Below are 18,938 nucleotides of genomic sequence, written 5' to 3' on the forward strand. Positions count from 1 at the left end.
TGTTTGTGGTGATGCCCATAGCTCTCCCCATCGGTGGCTACATGCGAAAGCTGCGCCGGATTATCGTTGGCCGCCGCGGGATGGAACCCCCCCAGCAGCCGCTCGGCGAACTTCTCCCCCGAATCCAGCAGCCCCTCAAACGCAATCGCACGCGAGCCCGGCCCGTCGTAAAAGAACACCGCCAGCGAGCGCCCCTCGTCCAGTTTTACGAGATAGGGCTGGGTCGGATCCACGTTTGCGTTCGCGGTCTCGGACCACGTCCGCGTCGCCGCGTTCGGGTCACTCCCCTCATCGCTCAAACGGCGCACCCGCGCACACTGAACCGGCGCAAGAATCGTAAACTTGATCCCCTCCTGCGCCAGCAGGTCGAGCACATGACGATTGGCCGCCGTCTCCGCCAACCACATCCCCTCCGGCTTCCGTCCGAACCTCGCTTCGAAGTCCGCGATCCCCCACCGGATCTGCGTCAACGCATCCCGCGTGCTGGCCAGCGGCATGATGATGTGGTTGTAGACCTGCGCCACCGCCGAGCCGTGTCCCGAGTACCGCTGCGCGCTGGCCACATCCGCATCCAGGATCATGCGGTAGGTGCGCGGCGCAAACTCCTCCAGCCAGCTCAGCAGCGTGGGCCCGAAGTTGAAGCTCATCCGCGAGTAGTTGTTGACGATGCGGATGATCTCGTTCTTCTTGTTCTGGATGCGCGAGGCGCCGTTGGGCGCGTAGCACTCTGCCGTGATGCGGTCGTTCCAGTCGTGATACGGCGCGGCGGAGTCCTGGATCTCGACCGTCTCCAGCCACGGGTTCTCGCGCGGCGGCTGGTAGAAGTGCCCATGGACGCAGATGTAGCGCGGCGGCGCTCCGTTGTCGGCGGGGGCGGTCTCAGGACGTTTGTTGCGTGTGCGTGCTCGTACCATCACTCGAACCAGAATATCGTCCCAAACCGCGGTGTTGTGCTGTTGCGGCAATCGCTTTCCATGCGGCAAAGCTCTTGTGGGACGACCATTCCGTTTGGAACCAGCCGCACCGAAGGAAGAAATCTGTGTCCGCGTGTAAGCTCGTCCGCAAACCTGGGTGTCTATAGGGGTGTGCAGGGCGAGATGATCTTCGAGCGGACCGGTGAAAAGAGCTTCGCGGAACTGGATTGGCCTCCCGCCGAGACGCTCGCATGCGGCGTCGGCATCTTGGCTTCGGCCGAGGCGCTCGCGCATAGCCAGCGCGCCCGCATCTTTCGCTTCCTCTTCTACTCGCTGCGCGAGCGCGAGGTCGCCGAGGAGCTAACGCAGGATGTGTTGCTGGCCGTGTGGCGCGCACGGGAGAGCTTCCGCGGCGAGTCGTCCCCGGAGACCTGGGTGATGCGCATTGCGGTCAACACGCTGCGCAATCACACCCGCACCGGGCGCTTCAAGTTCTGGCGGCGCGTGGAGAAGGTGGAGGTCGGCGAACTGCTGACGCCACCGCCAGACCCCGCCCGGTCGGCCGAGGCGACGTTGCTCGCGGAAGAACGGTTGCGTGCGGTGTGGCGCGCCGCGGAGAGATTGTCGGAGAGGCAGCGGAGCGTCTTCCTGTTGCACTTCGTGGAAGAGATGGAGGCGCGCGAGATCGCCAACGCCACCGGCATGGCATTGGGCACCGTGAAGACGCACCTGTATCGCGCCATCGATGCCGTCAAGGCAGCGGTACAAGCCGTTGAAGAGGAGAGAGTGCGATGAAGCATCCCGAGCAGGACGACAAATTCGACTCGTTGGGAGAACTGATGCACGAGTTCCGCGAGGCCTGTGTGCACACAGCGCATCGCGAGCAGGTCACGGCGCAGACGTTGCGCCATGAGCGGGCCGCAGCCGATCTGCGCGCTGACGTACGGCTGCGCTGGGGAGTGCCCGCACTGGCGGCGCTCGTACTGATGCTGTTCGGAGGAGGCTGGGGTGCGTGGTGGTATGCGCATCCTGAGCACGCCGGCCATGGCGCACCGCACACGGACGCCCACGTGACGAATTCATCCAATAGCCCCACGGACGCCGCCGCAGTTTCTGATGAGGCGCTGCTGAGCGCGGTGCAGAGCGATCTTTCCGATCGAGTCCCGCAGGCCCTCGAGCCCCTCGCGGTCTCGTACACCAGCAACAGCCGTGCCCATAACGGGCAGGAGGAGATGCAGTAATGACGACGAAGCGAAATGTAGTTCTGGCGGTAGCGCTGGGATTCGCGGGAGCTCTCGGAGCCGCGGGGCTGGGAGCTTCGGCCCAGGGCCCAGGCATGGGTCCCATCGGCCCAATGGGCCCAGGTCAGGGGGTCTACAAGATGGAACCCAAGGGTCCCGGCATACGTGGTGGTCCCGATCGCCTGCTGCCTCCAGGCACATGGTGGCGCGACCAACAGGTCATCACCGCCATCGGTCTCTCCGCCGATCAGCAGAAGAAGATCGACGCCATCTTCCTCGAGGCGCGCGTCCAGCTCATCCATCTGCATGCAACGCTCGAAGAGACCCAGGTGCGCCTCGACGATACGTTGAGCGCTCCCACGCTTGACTCGGCGAAGGCGCAGAAGCAGATCGACGATGCGGCGGACACCCGCGCCGGACTCGAGAAGGCCGAGGCGCACATGCTGCTCACCATCCGCGGCGTGCTCACCTCCGACCAGTGGGGCAAGCTGCAGACGCTGCATCCGCGCGGCATGGAGCGCAAGATGGATCGCGGATCGGATCGCGGCCCCGGGGGGCCAAAGAGCTTTCGTCGCGATGGGCCGCAGGACAACAGCATGCCGCACCCTCCCGCAGCAGGCCAGCGTCCCGACGGCCCGCCTTCGTCGCAACCTGAAGACCAGGAGTAGAAGTACCTGGTACTCCCCGAAGGCCGCCTCTTGAATCATGAGAGGCGGCCTATTTTCGGATGAAAGCCCTTACTCCGGCTGCACGATCTTGCCCGCCGCCAGGTCGCAGGCGCGCCACATGTACCAGCTGGCCACCGAGCTCCAGGGCTGCCACTTCTTCGCGCGCCGCACGATCTGGTCCTTCTTCGCCAGCAGGTCCGGCGTCACCTTCTGCGTGGGCTTGAGGCCCAGGAACGTCAGCGCAAAGCCCTTGCGGATGCCATAGTCATCCACCGGAAGCACGTTGGGCCGGCCCAGGCGGAACATCAGGAACATCTCCACCGTCCACTTGCCGATGCCGCGCACCTGCGACAGGTGCTCGATGATGGCTTCATCGGACATCTTCCGCACGCGCTCCAGGGTGGGCACGGTGCCATCCAGCGTCTTGGCCGCGAGGTCGCGCAGCGCCAGGGCCTTGTTGTGCGAGAGGCCCGCGTGGCGCAGCTGCTCGTTGGGGCCGTCCAGCAGCATCTGCGGCGAGAAGTGCACGGGCTCCTCGTACTCGTTCAGCCCAGTGAGAGGCTTGAAAGACTCGAGTAGGCGGCGATAGATCGCCGCCGCCGCCTTGCCATGCAGCTGCTGGTAGATGATCGATTCGGTCAGTGCCTCAAAGGGAGAAGTCGTCGCCGTGAGCCGCAGGGTGAATGGTCCGGCGCGCTCGATGAGCTTCGCCAGCTTGGGGTCAGCGGCGGAAAGCTCAGCAACGGCGAGCTCTGTGTCGTAGGGTGGCTTGCGGGTGCGGCCTTTGCGGGTGCGCGGCATGGAAAACCATCATAGGCGAAGAAGAACAAGACTGTTATAACTAAGTTGCAACACGTTATAACTTAGGTTATAACGGTGCCATGGCTATTGAGCTGAAGGTCCGCAAAGTCGGCAATGGATATGGCGTTCTGCTGCCTAAGCAGTTCCTCGAGGAGGCGGGCCTCGAGGAAGGGGCGATGCTGAGCCTGGAGCGGGTCGGCGGGGTGTATCAGCTTAAGCCGGTGGATGAAGAGTTCACGCGCCAGGTTGAAGCCTTCCTTCGCACCGAGCCCAGCCACCGCAACACGTACCGCGAACTCGCCAAATGAGCATCGTCTTCGTACGCGGGGACGTTCTCCGCAATGTGCATGATCGTCTCATCGAGAGATACGGTGGTCTCGCCGGAGTGCGCGACGAAAACGCGCTGGAGTCTGCTGTCGGCCGGCCCAGAAACATTCAGAGCTACGGCGGCGTGACGTCCATCGCTCATCTTGCGGCCGCACTGCCATGGGCTATCCTTCGCAATCACCCGTTCAGCGATGGGAACAAGCGCGCTGCGTTCGCTGCGCTGACGATCTTCCTCGACCGCAATGGATATGAGCTCACTTGCAGTGAGGTGGAAGAGACGGCCATGATCCTGCGCGCCGCCGCCAGCGAGATCACCGAAGAGGAGTGGACCGGGTGGGTAGCCCGTGTGATCGCTTCCGTGTCACACCGATAAGGTCCATCCCAATCCTCTCTCGACACCTCTCCCGTCGATATCCGGTCAGCAGGAATCTCTTCATGTTCCAAGTTGAACTCGGACTGTTAAGGGCTGCGTTCGCCTGCAAACTTTGTCGCCACCCATCATGGGTGATGTCCATCACAGTCAGTAGTGACGCGGCTTTCGCTTCCATGTGCACTTTGATACAGACATCTGCGCATGGCCGTTGCCCGAACATCTGCCTCCGATAATCGGAGTGCCCGCAAATCCCTCAAAAGAGTGCGCAACGCTGGCTTGATAAAGCTCCACTTTCCGCTGCTATACTCAGATTCCTGACCGGCAAGCTCTCATCATGACCACCCCGCAGAGGCTTTTCTGTTGACTGTGGGACCGGTCATGGCCCTTGAAGTTCAGGACATCGGTTGCCCCATGCGCGCCTTGGAGCGGCAGGGTAGCACAAAGCAATTTTGATCTAGACCCGAAGAGGAAGCGGGACGTACTCATGGCGCAAGTTTTTGACCGCAGTTCGAATGCACTGGCGCGCGCAAGCCTGGTGCTGACGGGCTTGATCGTCATCGCGCTCGGCGTGGCGCTGAACTACCTGCAGCGCTCGCCCTGGGTGACGAAGCAGGGTCAGCGGCCTGACCAGCCGGTGCCTTTCAGCCACAAGCACCACGTCGAAGGCCTCGGACTGCAGTGCCAGTACTGTCATACGTCCGTGGAGAAGAGCGCCTATGCCGGCATTCCCCCGACGAAGACGTGCATGAACTGCCACTCGCAGATCTGGACGAACGCGCAGCTCCTGGAGCCGGTTCGTAGCAGCTGGGCGACAGGCAAGTCGATCCAGTGGATCCGTGTCCATGACCTTCCGGACTACGTGTACTTCAATCACGAAATTCACGTGAACAAGGGCATCGGCTGTTCCAGCTGCCACGGCCGCGTCGACCAGATGCCGCTGATGTATGCCGAGAACTCGCTGCAGATGGAGTGGTGCCTCAACTGCCATCGCGACCCCGCGAAGAACCTCCGCCCCACCTCCGAGATCTACAACATGGCGTGGGAAGGCCCCAGCGGCGACAAGCCTGTGTGGTGCGGCACTACCGGCGCCGGTTCGGCGACAGCGCAGCAGGTCAACTGCACGCTCTCGGATCCTGCGAAGGCCTCCGAAGCTTCGATCGCTCCTCTCGCCAGCCGCATTCAGCTCGCGCAGGTGGAGATGACCGACAAGCCTGGCGCTCCCGCCACGGCAGCCCCGGTCTCTGACGTTCCTGCCATGCCCATGCTTCCGATCAAGTACCAGAAGTTCGAGAGCCAGCGCGCCCTCGGCTACTACCTGATGGACAAGTACCACATCCGCACTGCGAACGAGCTTTCGAGCTGCGAGGTGTGCCACCGATGAACATGAGAGACGAAGCCATGGATCAGAAAATGGCCCAGCCGGTGGCAGCGGCCCCGCAGATCGTAACGGCCATCAAGTCCGCGAAGAAGTTGACGCTGGCTGAGGTGCAGGAGAAGCTCTCCGGCAAGAGCGGCAAGCGTTACTGGAAGCACCTGGACGAGCTGGCGGACACGCCCGAGTTCCAGGAGATGGTGCGCGAAGAGTTCCCGCGCCAGGCTGGCGCCGGCGAGTGGATTGACTCGGTCTCCCGTCGCGGCTTCATGAAGGTCATGGGCGCGAGCTTTGCGCTCGCTGGCCTCGCAGGCTGCACCAAGCAGCCGGATGAGCCCATCTTCCCGTACGTGAAGCAGCCGGAGGATCTGGTCCTCGGAAACCCGATGTACTTCGCCACGGCCCATCCGTTCCCCACCGGAGCGGTGCCGGTGCTGGTCAAGAGCGAAGCGTTCCGCCCCATCAAGATCGAAGGCAATCCCGAGCACCCTGTCTCGAAGGGCAAGACCGACGCCTTCACCCAGGCGACACTGCTCGACCTCTACGATCCGGACCGTTCGCAGTTCCCGCTGTGGCGCGGCAACAAAGCCGACTGGGGCACCTTCCAGCAGGACTTCGCAGCGGCAGTCGATGCGACGCATGACGGTACCGGCGTGTACTTCCTGTCGGAGACCGTCACCTCACCCACGCTGGCGGCCCAGTGGAAGCAGGTTCAGGCCAAGTACCCCAAGGCCACGCTGGTGCAGTACGACGCCGTGAACGGCGACGTTGCGCGCGCTGCCTCCAAGGCTGCCTTTGGCGACTACCTCGATACCCAGTACAAGCTCGAGGATGCGGACGTCATCCTGTCCCTCGATGCCGACTTCCTCTCCGGCAACGCCTTCCCTGGCTTCCTTCCCATGGCCGCGGCGTATGCCGAGCGTCATCGCTACGAAGCCGGCAAGACGATGAACCGTCTCTACGTCGTCGAGACGATGCCGACCGTGACCGGCTACAAGGCCGAGCATCGCCTGGGCCTCAAGCCCAGCGAGATCGAGCACTTCCTCGGCCTGCTGGCAGATTTTGCCGGTATGGGCCGATCGAATAGCGAAGCAGAGTTCGACGGTAATCGTCTTGGCGAGGTTCGTAAGTTCGCCGAAGAGGTCTACAAGGACCTCAAGGCCGCCGGCGAAAAGGGTGTGGTGGTCGTCGGCCCGCAGAGTTCGCCCGCGGCGCACGCTCTCGCGCACCAGCTCAACGCTTCGATCGGCGCAGCCGGCAAGACCGTGGTCTACACCGAAACCCTGGCGGCCATTCCGTCCGATCAGGGCACGGACCTCAAGTCGCTGGTCGCTGCCATCAACGCCGGCCAGGTCAAGTGGCTGGTCACGCTCGGCGTGAACCCCATCTACAACGCTCCTGCGGACCTTGAGTTCAAGACCGCGTACCTGAAGGTGCCGGCCACGGTGCACCTCGGCAACTTCGTCGACGAGACCGGTGAGCTTTCGGCCTGGCACATCAACCAGGCGCACTTCCTGGAGAGCTGGTCGGATGCCCGTGCCTGCGATGGGACGATCACGATCATCCAGCCGATGATCGCTCCGCTCTATGACTCGAAGAGCGCGCACGATATCCTGCAGGCCCTGCTCGATCCCTCGATCAGCGCTCACGATGCTGTGGTTGCGACCGCCAAGACGTACATTACGGGCGGCGACTTCGCCAAGGCCTGGCGCAAGGCGCTGCACGATGGTTGGGTTGACGGCACGGCGTTCTCACCGAAGGCCACCAACGCGGCGAAGATGACCTCGCTCCCGGCCGCGGCGGTACTCGGCGGTCAGGATCTCGAAGTCAGCTTCCGCCCCGATCCTTCGCTGTACGACGGCCGCTACGCCAACAACGGCTGGCTGCAGGAACTGCCCAAGCAGGTGACCAACCTCGCCTGGGACAACGCCGCGCTGATGAGCCTCAACACGATGACCAAGTACGGCATCGAGGAGAACGACGCTCTCGAGCTCGAGCTCAACGGCCGCAAGGTGATCACGCCGGTGCTCATGGCTCCCGGTCATCCCGATGGCGCCGTCACCCTGCACCTAGGCTTCGGCCGCACCCGCGTGGGCCGTGTCGGCGAAGGCGTGGGCTTCAACGCCTACCTGCTCCGCACCTCGGACCAGCCCCTTTCGGCATCGGGCCTCAAAGTCAAGAAGTCAGGCGGCGTCTACGATCTCTGCGTCACCAAGGTGCACAACATCGAGCACCGCGGCAAGTACGCGCAGCACGACCTCGAGTTCAAGCACTACGACAACGAGGGCACCTACTCACTGGCCGGGCACGAAGCGTCGGAGCGCTCCATCATCCGCTACGCCACGCTGGCCGAAGTGCAGCGCGATGCCGACTACACGCATCACGGCACCTTCGATGCCCAGGGCAAGCCAACCGAGCATACCGTCGTCAATAAGGTCGGCTACAACCCCCAGGGTGAGGCTGTACCGCACGAAGAGAGCTTCTGGCCCGACGCCTGGCGCTACGATCACGTCGAAGTCGTGGGCAAGGAAGAGCGTGTCCTGCAGAACAAGTGGGGCATGTCGATCGACCTCAACAGCTGCATCGGCTGCAACGCCTGCGTGGTCAGCTGCTATGCGGAGAACAACATCCCCGTCGTCGGGCGCGAGCAGGTCAAGATCGGCCGCGACATGCAGTGGATCCGCATCGATACCTACTTCGAAGGCGATCTCCACGCCCCGCGCGCGCACTTCCAGCCCATGCTCTGCCAGCATTGCGAGAGCGCCGGTTGCGAGCAGGTCTGCCCGGTGGGCGCCACGGTGCACACGCCGGAAGGCATCAACACGATGGTCTACAACCGTTGCGTTGGCACCCGTTATTGCTCCAACAACTGCATGTACAAGGTGCGCCGCTTCAACTTCCTTCTGTACTCGTACAACGGCGAGGACTACGACCAGGAGAGCCTGAAGTTCATGCGCAATCCTGACGTCTCGGTCCGCAGCCGCGGTGTGATGGAGAAGTGCAGCTACTGCATCCAGCGCATCGAGCGCGTCAAGATCGAAGCGGACAAGGAAAACCGTTCCATCCGCGACGGTGAAGTCGTGACGGCCTGCGAGCAGGCCTGCCCGACCGGCGCCATCGTCTTCGGCAATCTGAACGACCCCAACGCCCGCGTGACCAAGCGCAAGGCCGAGGAGCGCGACTACCAGGTGCTGGCCGACTTGAACTACCGTCCCCGCACCAGCTACACGGCCGGCGTGATCAACCCGAACCCGGAGCTTGCATAACATGGCAACGCAAGGACCCATTCACGATCCCAACGAAGTCGTCGACCGGATGATCGACCCGCGAACCGGTGAGTTCGCGGTCATCGCCCCGGGCCACAACTTCCGGACGGTCACGCAGAAGATTGCGGATATCGTGCTCACGGACAACACGCCACTGGCGTGGTGGGGCGGGCTCTTCTTCGCAGCCACCGTCGCCCTGCTGATGGTCACGGCGATCACGTGGCTGGTCCTTAAGGGCGTCGGCATCTGGGGCGTCACGATTCCCGGCGCCTGGGGATTCGCCATCATCAACTTCGTATGGTGGATCGGTATCGGCCACGCCGGCACGCTGATCTCCGCCATCCTTCTGCTCTTCAAGCAGACCTGGCGCAACTCGATCAACCGCTTCGCCGAGGCCATGACGATCTTCGCCGTGTGCTGCGCGGGGCTGTTCCCGCTGCTGCACGTCGGCCGCCCGTGGCTCGGATACTGGCTGCTGCCGTATCCGAACTCGATGAACGTCTGGCCGCAGTTCCGCTCGCCGCTGGCCTGGGACGTCTTCGCGGTCTCGACCTACGCGACGATCTCGGTGGTCTTCTGGTACATCGGCATGGTGCCGGACTTTGGCACGATGCGCGACCGCGCCAGGAACCCCATCGCCAAGACCTTCTACGGCGTGCTTTCGCTGGGTTGGCGCGGTTCCACTCGCCACTGGATCCGCTATGAGTCCGCTTCGCTGCTGCTCGCCGGCCTCTCCACCCCGCTGGTTCTGTCAGTCCACACCACCATCTCCTTCGACTTCGCGGTCGCGGCGATGGCTGGCTGGCACACCACGATCTTCCCGCCCTACTTCGTCGCCGGCGCCGTGTACTCGGGCTTCGCGATGGTGCTGACGCTGGCGATCCCGATCCGCAAGTGGTATCACCTCGAAGACCTGGTCACGGAGCGCCACCTCGACAACATGTCGAAGGTCATGCTCGCGACCGGCTCCATCGTGGCCTACGGCTACGCCATGGAAGTCTTCATGAGCTGGTACTCGGCCAGCCACTGGGAGTTCTTCATGATGTGGAACCGCATGTTCGGCCCCATGGGCTGGGCATACTGGGTCCTCATCCTTACGAACATCCTCATCCCGCAGTGCACGCTGTGGTCCCGCAAGCTGCGCGTGAATGTGACCTGGCTGTTCATCCTCAGCTTCATCATTAACATCGGTATGTGGTTCGAGCGCTTCGTCATCGTTGTGACTTCGCTCTACCGCGACTACCTGCCATCCAGCTGGGGCACCTACCGCGCGACCAAGTGGGACTACATGCTTTTCATCGGAACGTGGGGCTTCTTCACCTCGCTGTTCCTGTTGTTTGCCCGCATCGCTCCGATGATCCCGATGTCCGAGATCCGCATGATGCTGCCCCAGACCAAGATTCGCCCGGGCGGCGCGGATGCTGAAGTTGTCACGCAGGAGGCGCTCTAATGCCTATCCAAGAGGGAGTCTACGGCCTGCTGGCTGAGTTCAATTCTCCCAGCGAGCTGGTGCACGCCACCGAGATGGCGCACCGCGCTGGCTACCGCCGCATGGAGTGCTACACGCCCTATCCGGTGGAAGAAGCCGCCGAGGCGCTGCGCTTCCACAAGACCCGCGTGCCGTTGATGTGCCTGGTCGGCGCGGTGATGGGACTCATCACCGGCTACGGTCTGGAGATGTGGGTGAATATCTGGGGATATCCGCTCAACATCAGGGGCATGCCTCTGTTCTCGTGGCCGGCGTTCGTCATTCCCGGCTATGAGTGGACGATCCTGTTCGCGGGCCTGAGCGCGGCCTTCGGCATGCTCGCGCAGAACGGCCTGCCGCAGCTCTATCACCCTCTGTTCAACGCTCCGAACTTTGCCAATGGAGCCACGACCGACAAGTTCTTCCTCTGCCTCGAGGCGTACGACCCGAAGTTCGACCGCGATGCAACGCGGTCGTTCCTCGAGCAGTTCAGCCCCGTGAGCGTGGTGGAGGTTGACCTGTAATGCCCGTCGAGATGCGAGATGCGAGATTCGAGATGCGCCGCGCGGAGCCCAACGCTCCCGCGCCTGCGATCCAGAGAGCAAGCATGATGCGTACGAAGTACATCCTGGCGTTGGGAGCTATGGCCTCGCTGCTCGTGCTGGCCGGCTGCCGCCAGGACATGCATGACCAGCCGAAGTTCTTCCCGCAGCGTGGGACCACGTTCTACGCCGACGGACGCAGCGTGCGTCCGCAGGTGGCCGATACGGTGGCCCGCGAGCAGCTGCACGAGGACTCGTACCTCTATACCGGCATGATCGCCGGCAAGGAGGGCGACGGCCTTCCGCTGCCGCTCACGCCGGAGCTGATGGCCCGCGGCCAGGAGCGCTTCAACGTCTACTGCACGGCCTGCCACTCGCGCGTCGGCAATGGCGACGGCATGATCGTGCAGCGCGGTTACAAGCCGGCTGGCAACTTCCACACCGACCGCCTGCGCAACGTTCCACTGGGTCACCTTTTCGCTGTGATGACCCATGGTTATGGCGCAATGCCGGACTACGCCGCGCAGCTCACCCCGGCCGATCGCTGGGCGGTGGCAGCCTACATCCGGGCCCTGCAGCTCAGCCAGGATGCCAAGCCCTCGGACGCGGGTTCGGTTCAGGCAGAAAGTCTGGAGACGATCGCGGCCAAGCAAGGCATGCCCGCAGCGTGGACCGAGCCGATGAAGTTTCCAGCGACCGCCGTATGGGGTCGCCCGCATACGCAGGAAGGTATGACGGCTCCGGTCTCGCCGACGGGCAAGCCGGTGCTGCCGGCGGCAACAACCGGTACGACGCCGGACACGGACAAGAAGGAAGCGGCTCCCGCAGCGGAGCCCAAGGCCAGCAGCACCACTCCCTAACCGGGGGTGGCTGAAGGCAAAACGAATTCCCCAGGCAGAGCAGCCTGGCAAGGTTGAAGGCGACTGACGCGATGGCAATAGAACACGGACAAGGCGGAGGAGCGATGGCCCACGGAGATCATGGCGATCACGGGCATCTCGATGCGCACGCTCATCATGGACCGCGCGCGATGCCCACGGTGCTGACCGCGCCCGAGGCGGTGACGGTATGGCGCAAGCGCGCGATGATCGTCGCGGTGGTGTTCACCGTCCTCTCTCTGGTGTTTGCGTTCACGGCGGAGGGCCGCGAGCACCTGCTCCGCAGCTACCTCATGGGCGTGATGACCTGCTTCAACTTCGTCGGCGGCGCACTGGCTTTCCTTCTGGTCCAGTACCTCTCCGGCGGTAAGTGGGGCGCCATCCTGCGCCGCCCGCTCGAGGCCATGACCCGCACCTTCTGGGTGGTTGTGGTCATGATGATTCCGATCTTCATCGGCATGAAGGCGCTCTACCAATGGGCGCGCTATGACACTCCTGAGAAGACGTGGAACGCCTGGAAAGCCGGCCAGATGACCCAGGAGCAGATGCTGACGGCCAACGCCAAGCACGCCATGCTCAGCCCCATCTCTGCGCTGGTGCAGACGGCCATCGTCTTCGCCTTCATGGGCATCGTTATTCACCTGGCGAACAAGTGGTCGCTCGAGCGCGACGCCGATCCCGCCGCGGGCACCGCCGGCAGCTACAACAAGTGGCGCGTGCGTTTCGAAAACCTCGCTGGCCCGTCGACCCTGATCTACGTGACCCTCATGACTGACTTCGTCATCATCTGGATCAAGTCGCTGGACGTCACCTGGTACTCCTCGGTCTACGGCGCGCAGCTGCTCGTCGCGCAGGGCTACGCGGTCCTCGCGCTGGGCATCCTCACGCTGATCCTGCTCTCCAAGTACGAGCCCATCAAGACAATGTTCCGCTATACCGAGCAGCACGATCTCGGCAAGCTGGCCTTCGCTTTCACGATGCTGAACATCTACCTCACGTTCTGCGAGTTCCTCATCATCTACTCGGGCAACGTGCCGGACGAAATTCCCTGGTACCTGAACCGCATCCGCGGCGGCTGGTGGGTCATCCTGTCGTTCAATGTGATCTGCCACTGGGTTGTGCCGTTCTGCATCCTGCTCAGCCGCGACTTCAAGCGCTCGCGCTCGAAGATGATCTGGCTCTGCGCCTGGATGATTGGAGCACGCTTCATCGATATGTTCTGGCTCATCGAGCCGAACTTCAAGGACGCGGCCGGCAACCTCCACCTGAGCGGCAACTTCGGCATCCTCTCCTACGTGACGGTGCCGGTAGCCGTCGTCGCCTGCTGGATGGTCTTCTACCTGGACCAGCTTGGCAAGCGCCCGCTGATCGCCGTCAACGACCCGGATACCGAAGAGCTTCTGGAGCCTGAACATGCCCACTAACGGACACGAAGGACACGATATGGGACAGCCCGAGGGAGTGGTGGCGCACGATGCGCCCAAGCTCGACTCCGAGCACCCGGGTTACGAAATTCAGGACGTCAACGTCGGTGGCATCATCACCTTCGTCGCGGGCCTGTGCGGCTTCCTCGCCATCTTCTTTGTCTTCTGCTTTCTGATGGGCAAGGCCATCAACACGGTCAACATCAATTCGTACACGGCCGACTATGGCAAGCCGAACCGCTGGGCGGGTGACCTCAGCGAACTCGGTCAGAGCCCACGCGGCGGTAGCCGTGAGAACCTCAAGTCCAATGGGCAGATCGAGCAGGAACAGCTCAAGAGCATGGCCGACGCCTTCCCGTCGCCCCGCGTCCAGACCGACGATGGCGCGCAGGATACGGCCGAGCTGCATGCCCGCGAGGACCTGCTGCTGAACTACTACTCGACCGCGAAGGATCTGCCTGCGGGCACGATCCGCATCCCGATCGAGAAGGCGATGGAGCTCGTCGTCGAGCGCGGCCTGCCCAAGGCGCCCGCGACCGAGACGGCCGCTGCCAAGCCGATGTTCGGCGACTCGATTCCCAAGACTGTCGCGCCCCTGACCGATGGGTTCTCACGCACCGGGTATGAGCTGCAGACCATCGCAGCCCGCAAGGAAAAGGTCGAGTACGAAGCGGAACGCAAGTAGACCGGTTCGGGCCCTCGTGGTCCGGACGTGACATGAGCTGATCGAAGACGATTGAGAGAAGGAATCACGGTGAAGCAGACGAACACAATGCGGAGCGGAGGGATGAAGGTAGCGCGGAGATTCGCGCTGGCCGCGTCGTTCGCCCTGGCGTGTTCGGCCGCGCTGGCCCAGGTCTCCGCCACCGGCGAGAAGAACATGGGCGAGAACACCGGCGACCAGCTGCCCAGCGTCCTCGAGCGCGTTCAGGTCACGCAGCATCTCAACGCCCAACTTCCGCTCGACGCCGCCTTCACGGATGACCACGGCAACCCGGTCACGCTCGCAAGCTACTTCGACGGCAGACACCCGGTCATCATCTCGACCGTGTACTACAACTGCCCGATGCTCTGTTCGGAGGAGATGGATGGCCTCGTCAGCGCGCTGATGATGGTGAACCTCAAGCCCGGCAAGGACTTTCAGATCGTGATGGTCTCCATCGATCCGACCGAAGGCCCGCAGCTTGCCGCACAGACCAAGGCGCGCTTCGTCAAGCGCTACGGTCATCCGGAGACCGCGGACGGCTTCCACTTCCTCGTCGGCCAGAAGGCTCCAATCGATGCGGTGACCAACGCGGTAGGCTTCGGCTACGTGAAGGTACCAGGGCCGGACGGCAGGCTCACCCAGTTTGCGCACGCGAGCTCCATCGAGATCGCAACGCCGACCGGAAAGCTGGCGCAGTACTACCTCGGCGTGGAGTACTCCCCGAAGGACATTCTGCTGGGGCTCGTCGATGCCTCCGGCAACAAGATTGGTTCGCCGGTGGCGAACATTTTGACCTACTGCTACCACTATGATCCGCAGACGAACAAGCACTCGCTGATCGTTGCGCGTGTGGTGCAACTGGCGGGCATCGCAACGGTGCTGTCGCTGGGCAGCTTCATGATCGTGATGTTCCGCCGGGACTTGAAGAACGGTGCGGAACCGGCAGTACACAACGACCGGCGAAACGGATAAAGGCGAACGATGGGTATCAGTCCAGTACTTTGGCAGTTTTTGGTGAAGTGGCTGCACAACGCAGCCCTCTTCCCGAGTGAGGCCTCCACCATCTCTCCGTGGATGGATGCCTTCTACCTGTTCCTGATCGTCATGACGATCGTGGGCCTCGCGCTGGTGGGCGTACTGGTCTTCGGCTTCGCCATCCGCTACCGCAAGGAGCGGAACCCGGTCGCGACCCAGGTGGAAGGCTCGACCCTGCTCGAGGCGACCTGGACGATCATCCCGCTCGCCATCTTCCTGATGGCGTTCGTGTGGGGCGCGCTGCTCTACTACCGCATCTACACGCCGCCCGCCAACGCGATGAACATCTACGTCGTGGGCAAGCAGTGGATGTGGAAGGCGGAGCACCCCGGCGGCCAGCATGAGATCAACGCGCTGCACGTTCCCACGGGCGTTCCGGTGCAGCTCACCCTCATCTCGCAGGACGTCTTTCACTCGTTCTCGGTGCCCGACTTCCGCGTCAAGCGTGAGGCCATCCCCGGCCGCTACACCACGGTGTGGTTCCAGGCCACGCAGCCCGGCGTGTACCACATGTTCTGCACGCAGTACTGCGGCACGCAGCACTCCGGCATGATCGGCGAAGTCACGGTGCTCAGCCCCGAGGACTACCAGAAGTGGTTGCAGCAGTCGGACTCGGGCATGAGCCTGGCGCAGAACGGCGAGCGCCTCTTCGCCTCGATGGGCTGCAACGCCTGCCACAGCGGCAATGCCGCCGCGCGCGGACCGAACCTCGCCGGCGTCTACGGCTCCAAGCTCACCCTGACGGACGGCAGTCAGGTGCTCGTCAACGACGCGTACATCCGTGATGCCATCCTGAATCCCAGCCAGCACGTGACTGCCGGCTTCGCCCCGATCATGCCCACCTACAAGGGCCAGATCAGCGAAGAAGGCCTGATCGATCTGGTGGAGTTCATCAAGAACCTCCAGTCCAACTACCGCGTGCAGCAGACGCAGATGACCTCTGACGGCGACCAGTCTGCACAACCAACCCCCACAGCGGGGCAGAGCGAGGCGGTGAAGCCATGAGCGCAGTCACAATCGTTTCCTTGCCGGATCAGGCAACAGCTACCATCCCGAAGAAGAACTACATCACCAGCGAGCACGGCCTGCTGAGCTGGCTGCTGACCGCGGATCACAAGCGGATCGCGATGCTGTACATGATCTCGATCACGTTCTTCTTCTTCATCGGTGGCGCCTTCGCCGGCCTCATCCGCCTCGAGCTCCTGACCCCGCAGTCGGACCTCGTCGCCGCGGACACCTACAACAAGTTCTTCACGATGCACGGCATTGTGATGGTCTTCTTGTTCCTGGTGCCCAGCGTGCCGGCGACGCTCGGCAACTTCCTGATCCCGATCATGATCGGCGCGAAGGATCTTGCGTTCCCGAAGATCAACCTGCTGAGCTGGTACCTGTACCTGATCGGCGGCACGATGACGCTGGCCGCGCTGGTGCTCGGCGGCGTGGATACCGGCTGGACGTTTACCACCCCGCTCTCCACGCACTACCTGAACACGCACGTCATCACGGCCGCGCTGGCCATCTTCATCGCGGGCTTCAGCTCCATCTTCACCGGTCTGAACTTCATCGTGACGCTGCACCGCATGCGCTGCCCGGGCATGACCTGGTTCCGCCTGCCGCTCTTCTGCTGGTCGCACTATGCCGCCAGTCTGCTGATGGTGCTCGGCACCCCGGTACTGGCTATCGCACTCGTGCTGGTCTTCCTGGAGCGCGTCTTCGGCGTCGGCGTCTTCGACCCCACCAAGGGCGGCGATCCTCTGCTGTTCCAGCATCTCTTCTGGTTCTATTCGCACCCTGCCGTGTACATCATGATTCTGCCGGGCATGGGCGTGGTCTCGGAGGTCATCTCGACCTTCAGCCGCAAGCGCGTCTTCGGCTACACCGCCGTCGCGTTCAGCTCGGTGGCCATCGCTCTCTTCGGCTTCTTCGTGTGGGAGCACCACATGTTCATCATGGGTGTCTCCAACTACTCGGCGCTGGTGTTCTCCCTGCTGACGATGCTGGTCGCTGTCCCTTCGGCCATCAAGATCTTCAACTGGGCGTTCACGCTGCAGAAGGGCTCCATCACCTTCGAGACCCCGATGCTGTACGCGTTCGGATTCCTCGGGCTGTTCACCATCGGCGGCCTGACAGGCGTCTTCCTCGGCGTGCTGGGCATGGACATCCACCTCACCGAGACCTACTTCATCGTGGCCCACTTCCACTTCGTCATGGTGGGCGGCATGCTGATGGCGTTCCTCTCGGGTGTGCACTTCTGGTGGCCTAAGATGACCGGCCGCATGTATCCCGAGTCGATCTCGAAGCTCGCGGCGGTGGTCACGTTCATCGGCTTCATCTTCACCTTCATGCCGCAGTTCATCCTGGGCTATCTCGGCATGCCGCGCCGCTATGCGGCATACCCGGCTGAGTTCCAGGTGCTCAACGTCTTCTCGACGGCGGGCGCGACGGTCCTCGGCGTAGGCTACATGCTGCCCATCCTGTATCTCGGCTGGAGCCTGAAGTACGGCGCCGTCGCCGGCAACAACCCGTGGCAGGCCACGGGCCTCGAGTGGCAGATCCAGTCCCCGCCGCTCACCGAGAACTTCCTCGAGACGCCCATCATGGACCACGAGGCGTACGACTACGAGTGGCTGGAGAAGCAGCAGACCGAAGGAGCGAAGTACATTGGATAACGCGATCACTTCCCCAGCGCCGATACATGCGCATCCGGTCGCTGGTCACGACCACGACCATGAGCACCTCTCGCTGCCGCAGCATCGCCATCACTTCGAGACGGAGGAGCAGCAGCGCGAAGCCGGAAGCTTCGGCATGTGGCTCTTCCTGCTGACCGAAATCATGTTCTTCGGCGGCATGTTCTTCGCCTACCTGCTGTATCGCAACTGGTACTATCCCGCGTTCGCCGCGGCGTCGAACCAGCTGAGCGTGCCGCTGGGCGCGATCAACACGGCCATCCTCATCTCGTCGGGCTTCTTCATGGCGCTCGGGGTGTGGGCTGCCGAGGTTCGCAAGCAGAAGTTCCTGGTGTGGATGCTGCTGCTCACCACCCTCTTCGGCATCGCCTTCCTTGGTGTGAAGTACTTCGAATACAAGGAGAAGTACGAGCTCCATCACATCCCGGGCAACGACTTCAGCATTGCCCAGTTTGTGAGCCCCGATAAGTACGGCATCAAGGAAGAGCCGCTCGCGCCGGACATGGCGGAGAAGACCCAGGTCTTCTTCTTCCTGTACTTCGCGATGACCGGCATGCACGCGCTGCACATGATTATTGGCCTCGGCCTGCTGGTCTGGCTGATCCTCCGCGCCCGCCGCGGCGACTTCTCCGCGGGGTATGTCGCTCCGATCGAGAACTTCGGCCTCTACTGGCACTTCGTCGATATCGTGTGGATCTACCTGTTCCCCCTGCTGTACCTCATCAACCGGCACCCCCTGAAGTAGAGGCTCGCCGGCAGGAAGTCAGCAGCACAAGAACTTTCGCAGTTTTCAAGAGAGGGCAAGATGTCTGAACACCACGGTTCTGAACTCCACGGCGACGTGCACGATCCGTTGAACGTTACGAACCCGGAGCATGCGGAACACCACATCGTCTCGCCGATGCAGTACGTGCTGGTGTATGTCACGCTGCTCATCCTCACTGGCATTACGGTGGGTGCGGCGTACATTCCGCTCGGCGTGTTCAACCCCATCGTGGCGCTGCTCATTGCGACCATCAAGGCCTCCGTCGTCATCCTGTTCTTTATGCACGCGGCCTATCAGTCGCGCCTGATCAAGCTCACCATCGGCTCCGGTTTCTTCCTCTTCCTGGTGCTCATTGCCATGACGATGCTCGACTACATGAGCCGCGCCTGGGGCGCCTGGTAAACCACTCCCGCGCGGCTCTCGTCTCAACCCGAGACCGAGCCGCGCTTTTCCTCTTGCCGCTCCGGTAA

General features: G+C 62.8%; 18 protein-coding genes and 1 pseudogene. 17 read left to right on the forward strand and 2 right to left on the reverse strand.

The annotated features are described in order from the left end of the window. Positions 1-914 (reverse strand): annotated as a pseudogene (locus AC5E6W_RS08570) (DUF3536 domain-containing protein); the annotation flags it as partial. A 183-nt stretch (positions 915-1,097) separates the two neighbouring features. On the opposite strand from AC5E6W_RS08570, the gene AC5E6W_RS08575 reads away from it, so the two are divergent. Genes AC5E6W_RS08575 through AC5E6W_RS08585 form a run of 3 tightly spaced genes read left to right on the forward strand, consistent with a single transcriptional unit; the run spans position 1,098 to position 2,823 of the window. Continuing rightward, the gene (locus AC5E6W_RS08575) at positions 1,098-1,709 is read left to right on the forward strand and encodes an RNA polymerase sigma factor (protein WP_491751865.1); all 612 of its coding nucleotides are present in this window, start codon (positions 1,098-1,100) and stop codon (positions 1,707-1,709) included. Further along, positions 1,706-2,155, forward strand: coding sequence for a hypothetical protein (locus AC5E6W_RS08580; RefSeq protein WP_491751866.1), 450 nt, complete (start codon positions 1,706-1,708; stop codon positions 2,153-2,155). The genes AC5E6W_RS08575 and AC5E6W_RS08580 overlap by 4 nt, the downstream gene beginning before the upstream one ends. Continuing rightward, the gene (locus AC5E6W_RS08585) at positions 2,155-2,823 is read left to right on the forward strand and encodes a Spy/CpxP family protein refolding chaperone (RefSeq protein WP_491751867.1); all 669 of its coding nucleotides are present in this window, start codon (positions 2,155-2,157) and stop codon (positions 2,821-2,823) included. Before AC5E6W_RS08580 ends, AC5E6W_RS08585 begins: the two co-directional genes overlap by 1 nt. 69 nt (positions 2,824-2,892) lie before the next feature. On the opposite strand, the gene AC5E6W_RS08590 is transcribed toward AC5E6W_RS08585, so the two are convergent. Next, on the reverse strand, positions 2,893-3,624 hold the full coding sequence (locus AC5E6W_RS08590) for a DNA-3-methyladenine glycosylase family protein (RefSeq protein ID WP_491751868.1): 732 nt from the start codon (positions 3,622-3,624) through the stop codon (positions 2,893-2,895). Positions 3,625-3,704: 80 nt separating this feature from the next. Between AC5E6W_RS08590 and AC5E6W_RS08595 the strand changes: the two genes are divergently transcribed. From AC5E6W_RS08595 to AC5E6W_RS08660, 14 genes are all read left to right on the forward strand, one after another. After that, the gene (locus AC5E6W_RS08595) at positions 3,705-3,932 is read left to right on the forward strand and encodes an AbrB/MazE/SpoVT family DNA-binding domain-containing protein (RefSeq protein WP_491751869.1); all 228 of its coding nucleotides are present in this window, start codon (positions 3,705-3,707) and stop codon (positions 3,930-3,932) included. After that, on the forward strand, positions 3,929-4,324 hold the full coding sequence (locus AC5E6W_RS08600) for a type II toxin-antitoxin system death-on-curing family toxin (RefSeq protein WP_491751870.1): 396 nt from the start codon (positions 3,929-3,931) through the stop codon (positions 4,322-4,324). Before AC5E6W_RS08595 ends, AC5E6W_RS08600 begins: the two co-directional genes overlap by 4 nt. A 484-nt stretch (positions 4,325-4,808) precedes the next feature. After that, positions 4,809-5,705 (forward strand): cytochrome c3 family protein, encoded by an 897-nt coding sequence (locus AC5E6W_RS08605; protein WP_491751871.1) that lies wholly within the window; start codon positions 4,809-4,811, stop codon positions 5,703-5,705. A gap of 17 nt (positions 5,706-5,722) precedes the next feature. Beyond that, entirely contained in the window at positions 5,723-8,962 is a 3,240-nt protein-coding gene (locus AC5E6W_RS08610) for a TAT-variant-translocated molybdopterin oxidoreductase (protein ID WP_491751872.1), read from the forward strand. 1 nt (position 8,963) lies between these two features. After that, complete coding sequence (nrfD, locus tag AC5E6W_RS08615) at positions 8,964-10,412, forward strand: NrfD/PsrC family molybdoenzyme membrane anchor subunit (protein WP_491751873.1); 1,449 nt, start codon at positions 8,964-8,966, stop codon at positions 10,410-10,412. Beyond that, positions 10,412-10,954 (forward strand): DUF3341 domain-containing protein, encoded by a 543-nt coding sequence (locus AC5E6W_RS08620; protein WP_491751874.1) that lies wholly within the window; start codon positions 10,412-10,414, stop codon positions 10,952-10,954. Before nrfD ends, AC5E6W_RS08620 begins: the two co-directional genes overlap by 1 nt. Further along, positions 10,954-11,832 (forward strand): c-type cytochrome, encoded by an 879-nt coding sequence (locus AC5E6W_RS08625; RefSeq protein ID WP_491751875.1) that lies wholly within the window; start codon positions 10,954-10,956, stop codon positions 11,830-11,832. The genes AC5E6W_RS08620 and AC5E6W_RS08625 overlap by 1 nt, the downstream gene beginning before the upstream one ends. Before the next feature lie 71 nt (positions 11,833-11,903). Then, on the forward strand, positions 11,904-13,274 hold the full coding sequence (locus tag AC5E6W_RS08630) for a hypothetical protein (protein ID WP_491751876.1): 1,371 nt from the start codon (positions 11,904-11,906) through the stop codon (positions 13,272-13,274). Beyond that, the gene (locus AC5E6W_RS08635) at positions 13,264-13,959 is read left to right on the forward strand and encodes a hypothetical protein (protein ID WP_491751877.1); all 696 of its coding nucleotides are present in this window, start codon (positions 13,264-13,266) and stop codon (positions 13,957-13,959) included. Before AC5E6W_RS08630 ends, AC5E6W_RS08635 begins: the two co-directional genes overlap by 11 nt. Before the next feature lie 69 nt (positions 13,960-14,028). Further along, positions 14,029-14,952, forward strand: coding sequence for an SCO family protein (locus AC5E6W_RS08640; protein ID WP_491751878.1), 924 nt, complete (start codon positions 14,029-14,031; stop codon positions 14,950-14,952). Between the two features lie 9 nt (positions 14,953-14,961). Beyond that, positions 14,962-16,020 carry a cytochrome c oxidase subunit II gene (gene coxB, locus AC5E6W_RS08645; RefSeq protein ID WP_491751879.1) on the forward strand — a complete coding sequence of 353 codons (1,059 nt, stop codon included), beginning with the start codon at positions 14,962-14,964 and terminating at the stop codon, positions 16,018-16,020. Continuing rightward, the gene (locus tag AC5E6W_RS08650; protein ID WP_491751880.1) at positions 16,017-17,684 is read left to right on the forward strand and encodes a cytochrome c oxidase subunit I; all 1,668 of its coding nucleotides are present in this window, start codon (positions 16,017-16,019) and stop codon (positions 17,682-17,684) included. Before coxB ends, AC5E6W_RS08650 begins: the two co-directional genes overlap by 4 nt. Next, positions 17,677-18,447: a cytochrome c oxidase subunit 3 family protein gene (locus tag AC5E6W_RS08655; protein WP_491751881.1), complete on the forward strand. Its 771-nt coding sequence runs from the start codon at positions 17,677-17,679 to the stop codon at positions 18,445-18,447. Before AC5E6W_RS08650 ends, AC5E6W_RS08655 begins: the two co-directional genes overlap by 8 nt. A gap of 60 nt (positions 18,448-18,507) precedes the next feature. Beyond that, the gene (locus tag AC5E6W_RS08660) at positions 18,508-18,870 is read left to right on the forward strand and encodes a cytochrome C oxidase subunit IV family protein (RefSeq protein WP_491751882.1); all 363 of its coding nucleotides are present in this window, start codon (positions 18,508-18,510) and stop codon (positions 18,868-18,870) included. The last annotated feature ends 68 nt before the right edge of the window (positions 18,871-18,938 follow it).

The sequence above is a fragment of the Bryocella sp. genome (assembly GCF_058498515.1).

Bases quoted from the DNA above. Each gene is read 5' to 3' on its own strand.
- AC5E6W_RS08575 (WP_491751865.1), top strand. From the start codon at position 1,098: ATGATCTTCGAGCGGACCGGTGAAAAGAGCTTCGCGGAACTGGATTGG.
- AC5E6W_RS08580 (WP_491751866.1), top strand. From the start codon at position 1,706: ATGAAGCATCCCGAGCAGGACGACAAATTCGACTCGTTGGGAGAACTG.
- AC5E6W_RS08585 (WP_491751867.1), top strand. From the start codon at position 2,155: ATGACGACGAAGCGAAATGTAGTTCTGGCGGTAGCGCTGGGATTCGCG.
- AC5E6W_RS08590 (WP_491751868.1), bottom strand. From the start codon at position 3,624: ATGCCGCGCACCCGCAAAGGCCGCACCCGCAAGCCACCCTACGACACA.
- AC5E6W_RS08595 (WP_491751869.1), top strand. From the start codon at position 3,705: ATGGCTATTGAGCTGAAGGTCCGCAAAGTCGGCAATGGATATGGCGTT.
- AC5E6W_RS08600 (WP_491751870.1), top strand. From the start codon at position 3,929: ATGAGCATCGTCTTCGTACGCGGGGACGTTCTCCGCAATGTGCATGAT.
- AC5E6W_RS08605 (WP_491751871.1), top strand. From the start codon at position 4,809: ATGGCGCAAGTTTTTGACCGCAGTTCGAATGCACTGGCGCGCGCAAGC.
- AC5E6W_RS08610 (WP_491751872.1), top strand. From the start codon at position 5,723: ATGGATCAGAAAATGGCCCAGCCGGTGGCAGCGGCCCCGCAGATCGTA.
- nrfD (WP_491751873.1), top strand. From the start codon at position 8,964: ATGGCAACGCAAGGACCCATTCACGATCCCAACGAAGTCGTCGACCGG.
- AC5E6W_RS08620 (WP_491751874.1), top strand. From the start codon at position 10,412: ATGCCTATCCAAGAGGGAGTCTACGGCCTGCTGGCTGAGTTCAATTCT.
- AC5E6W_RS08625 (WP_491751875.1), top strand. From the start codon at position 10,954: ATGCCCGTCGAGATGCGAGATGCGAGATTCGAGATGCGCCGCGCGGAG.
- AC5E6W_RS08630 (WP_491751876.1), top strand. From the start codon at position 11,904: ATGGCAATAGAACACGGACAAGGCGGAGGAGCGATGGCCCACGGAGAT.
- AC5E6W_RS08635 (WP_491751877.1), top strand. From the start codon at position 13,264: ATGCCCACTAACGGACACGAAGGACACGATATGGGACAGCCCGAGGGA.
- coxB (WP_491751879.1), top strand. From the start codon at position 14,962: ATGGGTATCAGTCCAGTACTTTGGCAGTTTTTGGTGAAGTGGCTGCAC.
- AC5E6W_RS08650 (WP_491751880.1), top strand. From the start codon at position 16,017: ATGAGCGCAGTCACAATCGTTTCCTTGCCGGATCAGGCAACAGCTACC.
- AC5E6W_RS08660 (WP_491751882.1), top strand. From the start codon at position 18,508: ATGTCTGAACACCACGGTTCTGAACTCCACGGCGACGTGCACGATCCG.